Genomic DNA, 15,936 nt, shown 5'->3' on the forward strand with positions numbered 1-15,936 from the left:
GCGGCGCGAGGCGGTCGGGTTTGAGGCTGACGCACTCATGCGGAAATCTCCTGCTTGGAAGTCGGGATGGCATGCGGTTGGCGGGACGCAGCCGGGCGGGCCGGCTGCGGAATCGTGGTGGCACCCTGGGAGGCGGACGAGACCAAGGCGGCGTATTTGGCGAAGACGCCGGAGCTCTGACGGGTCAGCGGCATGGCATGACTGCGGCGGGCGTCCAGATCGGCATCGGCGTCGATGCGGCGGCCGGCCACGTCGATCGTGATCATGTCGCCGTCCTCGATCAGTCCGATCGGACCGCCGGCGGCGGCCTCCGGGCTGACATGGCCGATCACGAACCCCTTGGAGGCGCCGGAGAAGCGGCCGTCCGTGATCAGGGCGACGTCCTCGCTCAGGCCCTGGCCGACCAGGGCCGCGGTGACGCCCAGCATTTCGCGCATGCCGGGTCCGCCCCTGGGGCCTTCATTGCGGATGACGACGACATCTCCCGCCTTGATCCGGTTGCGCTCGATGGCCGCGAAGGCCGCTTCCTCGCTCTCGAAGACGCGGGCCGGGCCGGTGAATTCGGTGCGCGAATGGCCGGACAGTTTCAGCACCGAGCCGTCCGGTGCGATATCGCCGTAGAGTATCCGGAAGCCGCCATCCGGCTTGACCGGGTTGGCGACGGAATGGATGACGCGCTGGTTCGGGCTTTCCTCGGCCGAGGCGCATTCCGCATGCAGGCTCTCGCCGGTCACGGTCGGCGTGTCCGCCAGCAGGCCGGCCTCGATCAGGCGCTGACCGAACAGGCGTGTGCCGCCGGCGATGAACATGTGGTGGGCCATGAACCGGCCGCCCGGCTTGATGTCCAGGATGACCGGCGCATCGCCGGACACGGCATCGAAGGTGTCGATCGCAAAGGGCACGCCCGCTTCGGCAGCGATGGCGGCGACATGCAGGATGGCATTGGTCGAGCCGCCCGAGGCCGATGCCGCGATGGCGGCATTGCTCAGGGAGGTCTCGGTAATGAATTGGCGCGGCTTCGTTCCGGCCTTGGCCAGCTCGACCGCCATCCGTCCGCAGCGTGCCGCGGCCGCCGGCTTGTCCGGGTGCGGGGCCGGGATGTCGTTGGCACCCATGGGGGAGAGCCCCATGATGGAGAGGATCATGGCCATCGTATTGGCCGTGAACTGGCCGCCGCAGGCACCGGCGCCGGGGCAGGCCGCCTTTTCGACCGCCTTGAGCCCTTCGTCGTCCAGCGTGCCTGCGGCATGCGCGCCGACAGCCTCGAACACGTCCTGGACGGTCAGATCCTTCTCGCCCAGGCGGCCCGGCATGATGGTGCCGCCATAGAGGATGCAGCCCGGCACATCCATGCGCGCCAGCGCCATGGCGGCGGCCGGGATGGTCTTGTCGCAGCCGACCAGGATGATGACCCCGTCCAGGCTGTGGCCGCGGACGGCCAGTTCGATGGAATCGGCGATCACCTCGCGGCTGATCAGCGAGGCGCGCATACCGTCCGTGCCCATGGAGATGCCGTCGGAGACCACGATCGTGTTGAAGTCGACCGGCACACCGCCGGCATCGCGCACGGCTTCGCGGGCCGGCTCGGCCAGATCGGCCAGGTGCATGTTGCACGGCGTCACCGTCGTCCAGGTGTTGATGACGCCGATCATCGGCTTGTCGAAGTCCGCATCGTCCATTCCCGTCGCGCGCAGCATGGCGCGGGCCGGGGCGCGGGCGGCTCCGAAGGTGATTGCGTCGGAAGATTTGGTCGGTCGGTCGGTCATGTTGGCTTTCCGGTCGGCCAACACGAAAAACCCCGCTCCGGTCGGGAGCGGGGTTTTTCGTGTCTGCCTGGTGTCTAGGTGTCAGGCAGGCGCGGTGGCCGCTCCCGTTATGGGCGAGATAATAAGTACGAGGACGGTAAGGAGGACGAGCGCAGAGACGCGGACGATGTCCGCCACCCGCACATCCTGGAGGATGGCGGCCGGTTGTGCCGGCAAGGTGAGCGCTTTGATCGACATGATTGTCGGTTCCTGAATTCCTATTGCGCTGCAGCGTGACGCCCGCTTTTGCGAATTGCAACCCCGGTAATGCAAAATTTCTGCATGCTGTGGTTCCTTGAGCGTCCGGCGCGCATGTTTTCGCCTTCGGTTAAGTCTGTCTGAGTGGGTAGAAATTCCGAAAATGGAGACGCATTGAGCCTTGAAGGCAAGAATGTTGCGTGCGCTATAAGTGTTGGAAAGTCGCGGTAAAAACTAATCGGTGAGCGCGTACGATTCCTGGGTTGGGTCGTTTGCCGGTCGGGCTTGTGTGTTCTCCCGGACACAGGGCGTAAATACATATGTGTGTATTGTACTTGCGGGCTGAGCTCGGCGTGAACGGTTTGCATCGGCTTCTTCGATTTTCTGCACGGCTGGATGTGCGCGACCCTGAGGCAGAGCTGCCCGGATTCGGGCAATCGCTGAATTGGCGCAAGAAAATTCGATTTCAGTGTTGACCCAAAAATGTGCTGTTGCAGCAAAATACACGTGCGGCATCCGATCATGTCGCGACTCTGTGGATTGAACTGCTGGCGGCGCAAGCCGCCAGCTCTTTTCCATGATTCGCAATAAAATTGTGATTGAGCGACGTTACTAAGATTTTCGCCGCAAAAAATCCTGAATAATCCCCATAGAAAGAAAAATGTTGCGTCGCAGCAAAGTCGTGCCTAGGCTCACCGACAGTTAAGAGCCGCGAACAGGCGGCCGGCTGCAGAGCGCGTCAGCAAGGATCCGCCACGAGCCATATGGCCGTGCGGACAGGCAATGACAGACAACGGAACCGGTTCATCGGAAATCCGTGCGCTCGCGACAGATCATTCCTTCCGACCAGAAATCAGGCCGCCGCAAGGGCGGTCACGGCTTCGGCGCGAACGGCCGGAGCAAGGTGTTGGTTGCCGGAAACGGGGGGACCCCAATGATTGGCAAAAAAATTCTAACCGACGCGCCCATGGTGCGACGCTGGGCAGGCGGGGCGGCGGTCGCCGTCATGGCTTCCGTCCTTCTCTCTGGGCCGGCTGCGGCGGAGGTGAGCGAAGAGACCGCCTTCATCCTCAATACGCTGCTCTTCCTGATTGGCGGCTTTCTCGTGATGCTGATGGCGGCCGGCTTCGCCATGCTGGAGGTCGGCTTCGTGCGGACCAAGCATGCGGCGGCGATCTGCCTGAAGAATATCGCCCTCTACTCCCTCGCCGGACTGATGTTCTATTTCGTCGGCTATCAGGTGATGTATGGCGGCCAAACTCCGTGGTTCGGCATTCCGGAAATCTGGGCCCCGTCCGAAGTCGCAAGCGACGAGACGATCGACCTCGGCACCGGCTATGCGGCGGCCTCTGACTGGTTCTTCCAGATGGTCTTCGTCGCGACGGCAGCTTCGATCGTGTCCGGAACAGTCGCCGAGCGCGTCAAGCTCGGGTCATTTTTCCTCTTCGTGGTGGTTCTGACGGCGGTGATCTATCCGGTCCAGGGCTCCTGGGAATGGGGCGGGGGCTGGCTCGACAGCCAGTTCGGCTTCTCGGATTTCGCCGGCTCCACGCTCGTGCATTCCACGGGCGGCTGGGCGGCACTCGCCGGCGCAATTCTGATCGGTGCGCGGACCGGGCGTTTCGGCAAGAACGCAACCCCGATGCAGCCGTCTTCCTTGCCGCTGGCAACGCTCGGCACCTTCATTCTCTGGTTCGGATGGTTCGGTTTCAACGGCGCCTCCCAGCTGGCCATGGGCTCTGCCCCGGACGCGGTCGCGATCTCGCAGATCTTCGCGAACACCAATATGGCTGCGGCTGCCGGCGTTGTGACCGCCTATGTGCTCTCCCTGATCCTGGGTGGCGGCAAGGCCAATCTCGCCTATTGCCTCAACGGCGCGCTCGCCGGTCTCGTTTCCATCACCGCGGAACCCCTGACGCCGACCATTACAGAAGCGATCCTGATCGGATCGGTCGGGGCGGTCATCGCGACCTTCGGGGCCAAATTCCTCGAAGCGGTGCGTATCGATGACGTGGTGGGCGCGATCCCGGTCCACCTCTTTGCGGGCATCTGGGGCACCATGGCCGTGCCGCTCACCAATGCGGATGCCAGCGTCTTCGGCCAGGCGGTCGGAGTCGGCGCGATCGGGGCCTTCGTCTTCGGAACCAGCTTCGCGGTCTGGCTGATCCTTAAAATCACCCTGGGGATACGCCTTTCGCCGGACGCCGAGAATGTCGGCGGCGACTTGTCCGAACTCGGACACGCGGCCGGATCCATCTTCGCGTCCCACCCGGGAAAGGCCCCGGCCCCGGCCGAGTAGCGGGCATGACGGTCTCGCCCGGCCTGCCTCCCGGCAGGTCCGGCGGGACCGGAGCGCCCGGGGCCGACACAGACACATCCCGGACTTCGTCTTCCGTCCGGTGCCACCGATCGAGGCCGGCGCCCCGGGCGTCCCTGCGACCAGAACCGGTAATCCGACGCGAGCGAGGGGGACTCAAATCGCGCCGGACTGGACGCCGGCTGGTCAAGCCAGCCCCGAACACAAAGGAGTAAGTCATGAAGTTGAAACTAGCGGCGCTTGCGCTTGCCTTCGCCGGGGTGAGTGCCCCGGTGGCGGCCCAGGTTGAGGGAAATGTCACGCTCTCCACCAATTACGTCTTCCGCGGGATCACCCAGACCGATGACGGTCCGGCGATTTCCGGCGGGTTCGACGTCGCCACCGAGGACGGCTTCTATGCCGGCGTCTGGGGGTCGAGTGTCGATTTCAGCGACGGCACCACGATGGAGCTCGACCTCTACGGCGGCTACGCCTTCGCGGCAGGAGGCTTCGACTGGGATGTCGGCCTGATCTATTACGCCTATCCCGACAGCCCGGAATATTTCGGCGAAAGCCAGGACTTCCTGGAAATCTATGGCGGCGTGGGCCGCAGCTTCGAGGCCGTCAGCTGGGACGCGAAACTGTCCTATTCGGACGATTTCTATCTCGGCACGGGTCCGGCCTGGTATCTGGAAACCGGTCTCGGCATCGAACTCGTCGAGGGGATCACAGCCGATGCCCGCATCGGCGCGAGTGTGTTCGACGATCTGCCCGGTGCCGATTACGAGGATTGGCAACTGGGCCTCTCCGGCGAATTTGTCGGGGTGGGGTGGGATCTTCGCTATCACGACACGTCCGACTTCTTCGGAGACGCGTTCGTGTTCTCCATCTCCCAGTCTTTCGGCGGCTAGCCTTCCCTCCGGGAAGCAGCGTGAGTTGTGCGCATGTGCAACGGGCCCGGCCAAGAGCCGGGCCCGTCTGTGTCAGGGCAACCGTCTGGACCGGGCGTCCTAGTCCCGGTGCGGCGCGTCCGGGTCGATGGTGAATCGCGTGATCCGGCCCTCCGAACCGATCGCCCAGCCTGCCGAGCCGTCGGGCGCAAAACCGATCGCGTGATGTCCTGGCAAGGATGGCATCACGCCCCAGCTTTCCCCATTGCTGCGCGAATTGTCCGATCCAGTAGGGCCGGTCGCGACCAGGGTCGCCGCGTCGATCGGGAAACCCGTGATGGCAGACCGATAGCCGCCCAGCCCCCTCTCCGGTACGTGCCAGGTCTCGCCCCGATCGTCCGACCAGGCGAACGTGCCCAACGCGGTTTCCGGTTCCTGGTAATTGCCGCCTGCGGCGAAGAGCCGGTCTCCATCCCAGTAAAGCGAGAAGATGCCGGCTCCGGCCGAGCCTGCTGCCAGCGGTGTCGCGTGTGCGGACCAGCTACTGCCCCAGTCGCAACTGCGCAGAACGCGCGCCGTCTCGCCGCCCCCGGTTCCGATCCAGGCGCAGCCGTCTGTGGAGACGGCTATACTTGTATTCGACGCGGCAAAGCCCGCCTCGCCCTCGAGCGGGTCGGGCAGACCGTCGGCGCGCTGCCAGGTCTCGCCGCCATCATCCGTCAGCAGGACGAGGAAGTCGCCGGCGACCGGATCGGAGAAGACCAGTCCGCGGCGATCGTTCCAGAATGCCATGCTGTCGAAAAAGGCCTCACCGGTGGCATCGTCCCAGACCGTGCGGAAGCTCGTTCCGCCATCGTCCGTCCGGTAGATTCGAGCCGGTTGCCCGGCCGTGGCGAACAGGGCCGTCTGCGCATCGAAGCCGTGTGCGGAGCGCAGGTCGAGACCGGCGGCATCCGCTATCCGGCTGACCGCCCAGGTTTCACCGCCATCGGTCGTGCTCAGGACCTGACCGTCCGGGGCGCCGATCCAGGCGGTGTCCGCGTCCACGACGGCGAGCCCGCGCAGACTGTCGGTCACCCCGCTGTCCTGGCCGTATTGTTCGACCACCCCTTGATGTCCGTCTCCGGACTGGCTGCAGGCGGACAGGGATGCCGTCACAATCGCGGCCGTCAGCCCGCCGCGAATGGCGGCCATTATTCGCCCAGTCCCATCAGATAGGCGCTGTCGCAATGCCAGCATGTATCGGCGCCGATCGGGCTGCCGGGCGGGATATCGGTTTCCACCAGCTCGACGCTTTCGCCGCGATCGTGACGCTCGAGTCCCGCTTCGATCGTGCGGGCGAGCCAGAGCCGGTGGTCTGCGCCCTCGCTGCGATCGCGCCGCGACGGCGCGTCGGCGGCCAGGGCCTCCAGTCGCTGGCGTGCCAGGGACGCAGCTTGCGGAGATCCGCTCGCGAGAATGTCCATCAGCTGGCTGGCATATTCGGTCTGCAGGGTTTCCCGAATGGGTCGCAGCCGTGCGGCCTCGTCGCGCGGTGCGTCGAAGAGCAGCGTCTCGACGCTGTCGAATAGTTCGGCAGGCGTGAGTTGGGCCCCGTCGCGTGCATGTTGATCGGCCAGCCGGTCGATGCGGGCCGGCGAGAGCATGGCGGCCAGCGTGATGCGCGCGGCCGCAGCCGCGGCAGATGTCCGGCTGAAAGCCGGGTAGGCCGGGCTCTCGAACAGCTCGCGCGTGGCAGCTGCGTCGTAGTCGGAATAGGGCGAGGGCGCCATCAGCGACACGATCCGGTCGTCCAGATCCAGCGTGGCCGGCTCGAGCGCGCGCAGGAGTACGTCCAGCGCACGGCGCTGTTCCGCAGGTGCGACCGGGCGCAGGCCCGACTGGTCGCCGGAATTGATCTCGTAGTCGAAAACCACGCCCCCGATCGTCTTCGCGGCGGCCTCCACCTGGTAGCGGTGGAAGAGATAGATCGGCGGCAGGACGTCGCGCAGGCTGCTGGCCGGCTGGCCGCTCGCGAGAACGTCGGGGCTGAAGCTGTCGAGCGCGATCCGCCGGACGTCCAGCGTCTCGGCGAGGGCATCGACGGCATTGGCGCCGTTGTCCCAGAGATTGGCTTGCGGGTGGGCGCTGGCATTTCCGCGGGCATGCCGGTCGGTGATGAAGAGGAGACCCTCGGCGCGTGCCTGCTCGAGCAGGGCCTCGCGGCGGGCCGCGTCGCTCTCGCCGAATTCGCCGTAGAGCCAGCTCACCGAGACCCGGTCCCAGGCGCCGATGCCGGTGTCATAGGCCTGCGAGGTGTCGATCTCCCCGCCGGCGGTCGCGGTCACCAGCGGCGCCGGATAGTCCATGACGGATGCACGATCGGACACGCTGGCGGCGAAATTGTGGGCGAGGCCGATCGTATGACCGATCTCGTGCGCGGAGAGCTGGCGAATGCGGGCCAGGGCGAGTTCGAGGGGATCGTCCGCCGCGCCCGAGCCTGTGCCTTCGGCGCCCAGAAGTCCTTCGAAAATCATGCGGTCCTGGCGGACGCGCTGACTGCCGAGAATGACATGGCCCTTCATGATCTCGCCCGTTCTCGGATCGACCACGGAGGCGCCGTAGGACCAACCGCGTGTCTGGCGGTGGACCCACTGGATGACATTATAGCGGACGTCGAGCGGGTGTGCGTCTTCGGGCAGGAGTTCGACCCGGAAGGCGTCCTCGTATCCGGCAGCTTCGAAGGCTTCCGCCCACCAGTTTCCGCCCTCGATGAGCGCGTCGCGGATGAGGTCCGGTGCGCCGCGGTCGAGATAATAAACGATGGGCTCGACCGCGGGGCCGGACTCCGCATCCGGATCGACACGTTCGAGCCGGTGACGGATGGCGTAGGAGCGCCGGACCGGCTCGTCGAGCGGGGTCGCCATGTCGTAGAAGTCGAGCGTGATGGCACCGGAGCGGTCGTCAGCAATGCGCGGTTCGAAGCCCGGTTCGGGCAGGGCCACGAAGGAGTGGTGCACGGTCAGGGTTACCGAGTCGGGGGCCGGCGTGACGGCGCGGACTTCCGAGCCGGGGTCCGATCCGTTCAGCGTCAGCAGCGCATCGATCTCGACATTCTGCGGGAAGACGAGCGCGCTGTCGGTCAGGGCGGCGCTGCGATCACTGGCGATGGAGAAGCCGCCCTGACCGGTCCGGTCGAGCTGGTCGACCACGCCGATCGGATCGCGGAGCAGGAAATCGGAGAGATCGATAAGGACCCGCCCGTCGGTCTCGGCGACGATGTCCGTGCTCCAGACGACGGAGCGGGCGAAGGATTGCCGGGTCGCGCGGGCCTCGTCGGCTTCAGCCCCGAGGGCGCGGTAGCGGGTATTCTCGAATTCGGCGAAGACGCGGTCATTGACGCGGAAGAAGCGCAGGATCTCGGTACCGGTTCCCAGGCCGCGATCGATGCCGACGGGATTGGAGCCCATGCCGGATGTCAGGCGAGCCGTGTAGATCACGCGTCCCAGCGAGCCGTCGGCCTGCGGCGCCAGCTCTGCGAGGATGCGTCCGTCGGCAGCGTCCACATGCAGCGGGATGAGGCCGTCGCGATGCTCGAGCCCGTCCACGGTTTCGGCAAAGCTCGCCGGAGCGTCCGACTGGGCCAGCCCCGCGGTTCCGCTCGCGGCCATCAGTGCGGCGGCGATCGCGGTCGTCTTCAGAAACAAGCCGGTTTTCATGTGGTTGATCTCCTCTCCCGTGCGAACCGGACGCTAGCTTTTGCCGCGCGGCCTGTCACGCGCCGACGCGACCGGCGCCAGCCTGCCGGGCGGCCTGAATGGGTCCGATGCGGCGCTGTAGAGGCAGGAAATGATTGCGGTGGACGCTTGCTGCACCGGACCCTGTCCGCCGATTGCCATCAGAAGCGGCAAGAAATTCAGAGCACATCGCACTTGCAGCAAAAAGGTCCCTAACCGGCTCATTTGACATAATCCGTTTGCGGACCATAGTTTGCTTCTCGCGAGCCCAGTCTCGCCATGAGAGAAACAAGAATTCAAATAACTGCCGCCGGACAGAATAAATTGCCAAACCGGCGGCGGGCCGCCTTGTTGTGCGCTTGCGAGATGTGTGCTGCAGTGGCGAAGTCCAATCCCGACTGGAGGCGCGTTTGCTCAGATTTGTCGACATCGATCAGGCCTACCCGGAAAAGCGTCCCGAAAGCGAGCGCAGCCATGATTTCCATGAAATCTACCGGCCATTCGATACGGCAAAGGCAGCCGAGCAGGCCTCGCGCTGTTCCCAGTGCGGCATTCCTTTCTGCCAGTCGGGCTGTCCCCTCCAGAACAATATCCCCGACTGGTTGATGCTGGCCGGAGAGGGACGGCTTCGCGAAGCCTTCGAGGTTTCCGCCGCGACTTCGACCATGCCGGAAATCTGCGGCCGGATCTGTCCCCAGGACCGGCTCTGCGAAGGCAGCTGCGTGATCGAGAAGTCCGAACACGGCGCGGTGACGATCGGCTCGGTCGAGCAATACATCACCGATACGGCCTGGTCGGAAGGGTGGGTGGAACCACTGCGGCCGGGCGTGCCACGCGGCCAGAGCGTAGGCATTGTCGGCTCCGGCCCGGCCGGACTGGCGGCGGCGGAACGGCTTCGCGAGGCGGGCTTCGACGTAACGGTATATGAGCGCTCGGATCGCGCCGGCGGCCTCCTGATGTACGGCATCCCAGCCTTCAAGCTCGAAAAAGACGTGGTCCAACGCCGGCTCGACCGTCTGGAAGAGGGCGGCGTGGAATTCAAGCTGGGCTTCGAGGTTGGCCGGGACGCCACGCTTCCGGAATTGCGCACGCGGCATCATGCCGTTCTGCTGGCAACCGGGGTCTACAAGGCGCGCCAGCTCACCTGTCCGGGGGCGGGCGAGGGCATCGTCGCCGCGCTCGACTATCTTACCCGCGCCAATCGCGACGATCTGGGCGATCCCACGGCGCCTGAGGAAGGTCTCTCTGCCAGCGGCAAGCGCGTGGTGGTGATCGGCGGCGGGGATACGGCGATGGATTGCGTCCGCACCGCCATTCGCCAGGGCGCAAAAAGCGTCACCTGCCTCTATCGCCGCGACCGGGTGAACATGCCGGGGTCCGCGCGCGAAGTGAAACATGCCGAAGAAGAAGGCGTCGTCTTCGAATGGCTGAGTGCGCCGCTGGCAGTACTCACCCAGGGTGACGCTATCTCCGCAGTTCGGGTCCAGGGCATGCGCCTCGGCGCTCCAGACGCCAGCGGCCGGCGTGCGCCCGAACCCGATCCCGGCCGGACCTTCGATCTCGAAGCGGATATGGTCATCTCCGCTTTGGGCTTCACGCCGGAAGACCTTCCCAAGACCCTTGGTGCCAGCGCCCTGTCCGTGCACGAGGACGGTCGCGTTGAGGCCGATACGGCAACCCGCATGACCAGCCTGGATGGCGTCTTCGTCGCGGGAGATCTCCACCGCGGTGCGTCGCTCGTTGTCTGGGCGATCAAGGACGGGCTCGATGCCGCGCGCTCGATCGAGTGCTATCTGGACAATCGTCTCAGTGTACTGGGAGCTGCCGAATGACACAGGATCGCTGGACGGAGGCGCGTCACCGCGCCGGCCTGGATGTGCTTGAAAAGGCCGGTCTGCACCGGCCGGAATTCGAACGTGACGCCTGCGGTGTCGGCTTGATCGCCGACATGAAGGGGCGGGCGCGGCGCGAGATCGTTGAGCTCGCCATAGAGGCGCTCAAATCGGTCTGGCACCGCGGAGCCGTCGATGCGGACGGCCGCACCGGCGACGGTGCCGGGCTTCGCGTAGGCGTGCCGCAGGATTTCTTCAAGGCCGCCGTCGCGCGCACCGGCCACGAGCCCGAACGCGGCGATGTCATTGTCGGGATGGTCTTTCTGCCGCGCACGGACTTTGCCGCCCGCGAGCGCGCACGCGCCATCGTCGAGGCGGAAATCCTGCGCGAGGGCTTCTCCTTTTATGGCTGGCGCCAGCCGCCGGTCGATACGGCCGTGCTTGGCGAGAAAGCTCGCGCCACCCTGCCGGAGATCGAGCAGGTCCTGTTTCGCGATCCGCGCGGCCGCCACGCCGCGGATGTGGAGCGTGTGCTCTACCTGGTTCGCCGCCGGATCGAACGTCGGGCCCGCGAGGAAAATCTGCGCGAGCTCTATATCTGCTCGCTGTCCTCCCGCGACATCATCTACAAGGGCCTGTTCCGGGCGCAGGATATCGACGCCTTCTACCGCGATCTGCAGAGCCCGGATTTCATCTCGCCCTTCGCGATTTTCCACCAGCGCTATTCCACCAACACCTTTCCGGAATGGCGGCTGGCCCAGCCTTTCCGCATGCTGGCGCACAATGGCGAGATCAATACGATCCGCGGCAATGCCAACTGGATGAAAAGCCATGAGATCCACATCGCCGAAACCGCATTTCCCGGTTCCGAACGCGATGTGAAACCCGTCATTCAGCCCGGCGCGTCCGACAGTGCCGCGCTCGACCAGACTTTCGAGATACTGGTGCGCGGCGGACGCTCGGCGCCGATGACCAAGACGCTTCTCATTCCCGAAGCCTGGTCCAAGCGCACGGATGTCATGCCGGAAGCCTGGCGGGACATGTACGAGTACTGCAATGCGGTCATGGAACCCTGGGACGGTCCGGCTGCGATCGCAGCCTTCGACGGCCGCTGGGCGATCGCGGGCCTCGATCGCAATGGCCTGCGTCCGATGCGCTATGCCGTGACGCGTGACGGGACGCTGGTCACCGGCTCGGAGACGGGCATGGCGACGGTCGCGCAGGACGCTGTCGTGGAACGCGGGAGCATCACGCCGGGCCGTCTGATCGCGCTCGATCTGGACGAAGGCCGCTTTTACCGGGAAAACGAAATTCTCGACGAGCTGAGCGAGAAACATCCCTATCGCCACTGGCTGGGCGAGATGGAGGATATCGAGCCGGTCGTTGGTCCTGGCGATGAGGGCATGCTGTTCGAGCCTGACGACAGGACGCGTCGCCAGGCGGCGGCCGGTTTCAGTTTCGAGGGTATCGAGCTGGTGCTCGAAGCGATGGCCGAGGACGGCAAGGAAGCGGTCGGCTCGATGGGAGACGACGCGCCGCTCGCCGTGCTGTCGGAAACCTATCGCCCGCTTTCGCACTTCTTCCGCCAGAATTTCTCGCAGGTCACCAACCCGCCGATCGATCCGCTCCGAGAGGGGCGCGTGATGGGGCTCAAGACCCGGTTCCGGAATCTGGGCAATATCCTCGGCCGGGGGCAGGAACGCAGCAGCGTACTCGTGCTCGACAGTCCGATCCTGACCAATGGCGGTTACGATAGATGGCGCGCGCACATGGGCGGGGCGGTCAAGGAGATCGATTGCCTGCTTCCTCTCGAAGGTGCCAGTGGCGACGGGCAGGCGCTCAGCCAGGCGCTCGATGCGGTCATTGCCGAGGCGGTGGCGGCAATCAGCGATGGAGCTGCCCACCTCGTGCTGACGGATCACCGGCAGGACCGGGCCCGGGCTGCGCTTCCCATGATCCTCGTCGCCGGGGCCGTGCATTCGACGCTGACCCGCGAAGGTCTGCGCAACCGGTGTTCGATCAATGTCCGCTCAGCGGAATGTTTCGACGCGCACTATGCGGCCGTTCTGATCGGACTCGGAGCGACGACGGTGAACCCTTATCTCGCCTTCGACACCGTAACTTCCGACCGCGGCGAGCGTGGCGGCGAAGCATGGGCGCGCGAGCGCGCCCTGCGGCTCAAGACCGCGCTCGATGGGGGGCTTCTGAAAATCCTGTCCAAGATGGGCATCTCGATCATTTCCTCCTACCGGGGCGGCTGCAATTTCGAGGTGCTCGGTCTCTCCCGTGCCTTGGTGGAAGCCTATCTGCCGGGTGTTGTCAGCCGGATTTCCGGGATCGGCCTGCCGGGGCTGGAAGTCCGCACCGTGGACCTCCACCGCAAGGCCTGGCGCGGTGAAGCGCGCCTGCCCATCGGCGGCTTCTACCGTCAGCGCTCTACCGGCGACCGGCACGCGGTGTCTGCTGCCTCGATCACCGAGCTGCAGGCGGCCGTGCGCAACAACGATGCGGAAGCCTGGAGCCGGTATCGCGCGGCGATCGCCGGCCAGGGGCCGATCCATTTGCGCGATCTGCTCGACATGCGCCCGGTCGGCGAAGCGATCAGTCTGGACCGGGTGGAATCGATCAATGGCATTCGCCGCCGCTTCGTAACGCCGGGCATGTCCCTCGGTGCTCTCTCGCCGGAGGCGCACGGCGCCTTGAACGTGGCGATGAACCGGATCGGCGCGAAATCCGTGTCCGGAGAGGGCGGCGAGGACCCGGTCCGCTACCGGCCGCTGCCCAATGGCGACAATATGAATTCCGCGGTCAAGCAGATCGCCTCCGGCCGGTTCGGCGTGACGGCCGAATATCTCAATCAGTGCCGCGAGATCGAGATCAAGGTGGCCCAGGGCGCCAAGCCGGGCGAAGGCGGCCAGCTTCCCGGCTTCAAGGTGACCGACTTCATCGCACGCATGCGCCTGGCGACCCCCGGCGTGAGCCTGATCTCGCCGCCGCCGCACCATGACATCTATTCCATCGAAGACCTCGCCCAGCTGATCTACGACCTCAAGCAGATCAGCCCGAAGGCCCGCGTCTGCGTGAAACTGGTCGCGGCTGCCGGCGTCGGTGCCGTTGCGGCCGGCGTGGCCAAGGCGAATGCCGACATCATCAATATCTCCGGCTCGGTCGGCGGCACGGGTGCTGCAGCGCTCAGCTCGATCAAATTCGCCGGCGGACCGCTCGAGCTGGGTCTGGCGGAAGCGCACCAGATGCTCTCGCTGAACGGGTTGCGCGAGCGCGTGACCCTGCGTGCCGACGGTGGCATCCGCACGGGCCGCGACATCGTCATGGCCGCCATGCTCGGCGCCGAGGAATTCGGCATCGGTACCGCTTCCCTGCTGGCCCTGGGCTGTCTCATGGTCCGGCAATGTCATTCCAATACCTGTCCGGTCGGTGTGTGTACGCAGGACGACGATCTGCGCGCCCGCTTCGGCGGCATCCCGGACCATGTCGTCAACCTGATGACTTTCATGGCGCAGGACGTCCGCGAGATTCTCGCCAGTCTCGGTGCGGCATCGCTGGAGGATGTGATCGGCCGGTCGGACCTGCTCGATCAGGTCAGCCGCGGCTCGGACTCCCTCGACGATCTCGATCTGTCCGCGATCATGGCGCGGGCCGATGCGGTGGAGCGCCCGGCCCGGTCGACGCGCGACCAGCGCAATGATGTGGCACCCAGCCTGGACGAGCAGATACTCCAGGACGCAGCGCCGGCCTTCGATCGCGGCGAGAAGATGCAGCTCGATTACGGGGTGAAGAATACCGATCGGGCCGTGGGTACGCGGACCTCGTCGGAAATCGTCACGCGCTTCGGCGCGGACGGACTCGGCGAGGGCCACCTTACCCTTCGCCTGCGTGGCTCGGCCGGGCAGTCACTGGGCGCCTTTGCCGCGAAAGGCCTGCGGATCGAGCTCGATGGTGACGCCAACGACTATGTCGGCAAGGGTTTGTCCGGAGCGACTATCGTCGTGCGTCCGCATGGCGGTGCCGGCGAAACCAATCTCGATCATGCGATCATCGGCAATACCTGTCTTTACGGGGCGACGTCGGGCCGGCTCTACGCCGCCGGACGCGCCGGTCAGCGCTTCGCGGTCCGCAATTCCGGTGCGGAGACCGTGATCGAGGGTTGCGGCACGAATGGCTGCGAATACATGACTGGCGGCGCTGCGGTGATCCTCGGTGCTGTCGGCGACAATTTCGCGGCGGGCATGACCGGCGGCGATGTTTTCGTCTATGATCCCGATCGACGTCTCGATGCCCGGCTCAATCGGGAAAGCGTGCTGGCCTTCGATCTCGAGGGCGAGGCCGAGCGCCGCTGCCTCGACATGATCGAGGCCCATGCATCCGTGACGGGCTCCGTCGTGGCCCGGCGCCTGCTGGCATCATGGGCAGTGGAGCGAGCCCATTTCGTGCACCTTCGCGGTGCCGAACTCGTACAGCGTGAACGGACCATTCCGGAGCCGGCCAACGAGTCCCGTTCGGCCTGAGCGGGATCGACCGCAAAATCGCATATTGCGGTGCAGCAAGGCGATTGGCGGAACGGGCGGAAACGCGTAAGAGGGCGCAGGTCTCAGCCGGAAGGAGCGCATCATGCGGATCGACAGAATTTCCGCGGGTGAAAACCCGCCCGAAGACATCAATGTCATCATCGAGGTTCCGGTGGGCGGCCAGCCGGTCAAGTACGAGATGGACAAGGATGCCGGCACGCTCTTCGTCGACCGCTATCTGCACACGCCGATGAGCTATCCCTGCAATTACGGCTTTACGCCGCATACGCTGTCCGAGGACGGCGATCCGATCGACGTCATGATTATCGGCCACACCACGCTGGTACCGGGATGCGTCGTGCGCGCCCGCCCGATCGGCGTGCTGCTGATGGAAGACGAGAGCGGCATGGACGAGAAAATCCTCGCCGTGCCCCATCACAAGCTCTCGCCGCTCTATGACGAGATCAGGGAATATGGCGATGTCGCCCAACCGCAGCTAATGCGCATCAAGCACTTCTTCGAGCACTACAAGGATCTTGAGCCCAACAAGTGGGTGAAGGTCACCGGCTGGGGCGACAGCGCCAAGGCTCGCGAACTGATCCAGGAATCGATCGAGCGCGTGAACAAGTAGGCGCCAAGTTCCTGCTGACTAACAAAAAGACCGGTGGAAATC

The 15,936-nt window shown here is 65.3% G+C and carries 9 protein-coding genes; 5 read left to right on the top strand and 4 right to left on the bottom strand.

Annotation, left to right across the window (positions count from 1 at the left end; translation table 11 throughout):
- Window positions 1-35: 35 nt before the first annotated feature.
- Window positions 36-1,766 carry a dihydroxy-acid dehydratase gene (locus AC13HB_RS02425; RefSeq protein WP_482948126.1) on the bottom strand — a complete coding sequence of 577 codons (1,731 nt, stop codon included), beginning with the start codon at window positions 1,764-1,766 and terminating at the stop codon, window positions 36-38.
- 81 nt (window positions 1,767-1,847) lie between these two features.
- Complete coding sequence (locus AC13HB_RS02430) at window positions 1,848-2,003, bottom strand: hypothetical protein (RefSeq protein ID WP_482948127.1); 156 nt, start codon at window positions 2,001-2,003, stop codon at window positions 1,848-1,850.
- 934 nt (window positions 2,004-2,937) lie between these two features.
- Between AC13HB_RS02430 and AC13HB_RS02435 the strand changes: the two genes are divergently transcribed.
- Both AC13HB_RS02435 and AC13HB_RS02440 read left to right on the top strand, forming a co-directional pair.
- Complete coding sequence (locus AC13HB_RS02435) at window positions 2,938-4,302, top strand: ammonium transporter family protein (RefSeq protein ID WP_482948128.1); 1,365 nt, start codon at window positions 2,938-2,940, stop codon at window positions 4,300-4,302.
- A 236-nt stretch (window positions 4,303-4,538) separates the two neighbouring features.
- Entirely contained in the window at window positions 4,539-5,210 is a 672-nt protein-coding gene (locus AC13HB_RS02440) for a TorF family putative porin (RefSeq protein ID WP_482948129.1), read from the top strand.
- Window positions 5,211-5,309: 99 nt separating this feature from the next.
- Here the strand turns inward: AC13HB_RS02440 and AC13HB_RS02445 are convergent, their stop codons facing one another.
- Window positions 5,310-6,383, bottom strand: a complete 1,074-nt coding sequence (locus AC13HB_RS02445; RefSeq protein ID WP_482948130.1) for a WD40/YVTN/BNR-like repeat-containing protein — start codon at window positions 6,381-6,383, stop codon at window positions 5,310-5,312.
- A complete protein-coding gene (locus AC13HB_RS02450; protein ID WP_482948131.1) occupies window positions 6,383-8,887 on the bottom strand; it encodes a zinc-dependent metalloprotease in 2,505 nt (834 codons plus the stop codon). The genes AC13HB_RS02445 and AC13HB_RS02450 overlap by 1 nt, the downstream gene beginning before the upstream one ends.
- A gap of 416 nt (window positions 8,888-9,303) precedes the next feature.
- Here AC13HB_RS02450 and AC13HB_RS02455 point away from each other — a divergent pair, with 416 nt between their 5' ends.
- The 3 genes from AC13HB_RS02455 to ppa all read left to right on the top strand — a co-directional run bounded on the left by AC13HB_RS02455 (window position 9,304) and on the right by ppa (window position 15,894).
- Window positions 9,304-10,737: an NAD(P)-dependent oxidoreductase gene (locus AC13HB_RS02455; RefSeq protein ID WP_482948178.1), complete on the top strand. Its 1,434-nt coding sequence runs from the start codon at window positions 9,304-9,306 to the stop codon at window positions 10,735-10,737.
- The gene (gltB, locus tag AC13HB_RS02460; RefSeq protein ID WP_482948132.1) at window positions 10,734-15,263 is read left to right on the top strand and encodes a glutamate synthase large subunit; all 4,530 of its coding nucleotides are present in this window, start codon (window positions 10,734-10,736) and stop codon (window positions 15,261-15,263) included. Before AC13HB_RS02455 ends, gltB begins: the two co-directional genes overlap by 4 nt.
- A 103-nt stretch (window positions 15,264-15,366) precedes the next feature.
- The gene (gene ppa, locus AC13HB_RS02465) at window positions 15,367-15,894 is read left to right on the top strand and encodes an inorganic diphosphatase (RefSeq protein WP_482948133.1); all 528 of its coding nucleotides are present in this window, start codon (window positions 15,367-15,369) and stop codon (window positions 15,892-15,894) included.
- Window positions 15,895-15,936 lie beyond the last annotated feature (42 nt).

The organism is Maricaulis sp. B-26 (assembly GCF_056857855.1).

What these genes read in the sequence shown, in the direction of transcription:
- AC13HB_RS02435 (WP_482948128.1), top strand. Translation starts at nt 2,938, where the DNA reads ATGATTGGCAAAAAAATTCTAACCGACGCGCCCATGGTGCGACGCTGG.
- AC13HB_RS02445 (WP_482948130.1), bottom strand. Translation starts at nt 6,383, where the DNA reads ATGGCCGCCATTCGCGGCGGGCTGACGGCCGCGATTGTGACGGCATCC.
- ppa (WP_482948133.1), top strand. Translation starts at nt 15,367, where the DNA reads ATGCGGATCGACAGAATTTCCGCGGGTGAAAACCCGCCCGAAGACATC.
- gltB (WP_482948132.1), top strand. Translation starts at nt 10,734, where the DNA reads ATGACACAGGATCGCTGGACGGAGGCGCGTCACCGCGCCGGCCTGGAT.
- AC13HB_RS02440 (WP_482948129.1), top strand. Translation starts at nt 4,539, where the DNA reads ATGAAGTTGAAACTAGCGGCGCTTGCGCTTGCCTTCGCCGGGGTGAGT.
- AC13HB_RS02450 (WP_482948131.1), bottom strand. Translation starts at nt 8,887, where the DNA reads ATGAAAACCGGCTTGTTTCTGAAGACGACCGCGATCGCCGCCGCACTG.
- AC13HB_RS02430 (WP_482948127.1), bottom strand. Translation starts at nt 2,003, where the DNA reads ATGTCGATCAAAGCGCTCACCTTGCCGGCACAACCGGCCGCCATCCTC.
- AC13HB_RS02425 (WP_482948126.1), bottom strand. Translation starts at nt 1,766, where the DNA reads ATGACCGACCGACCGACCAAATCTTCCGACGCAATCACCTTCGGAGCC.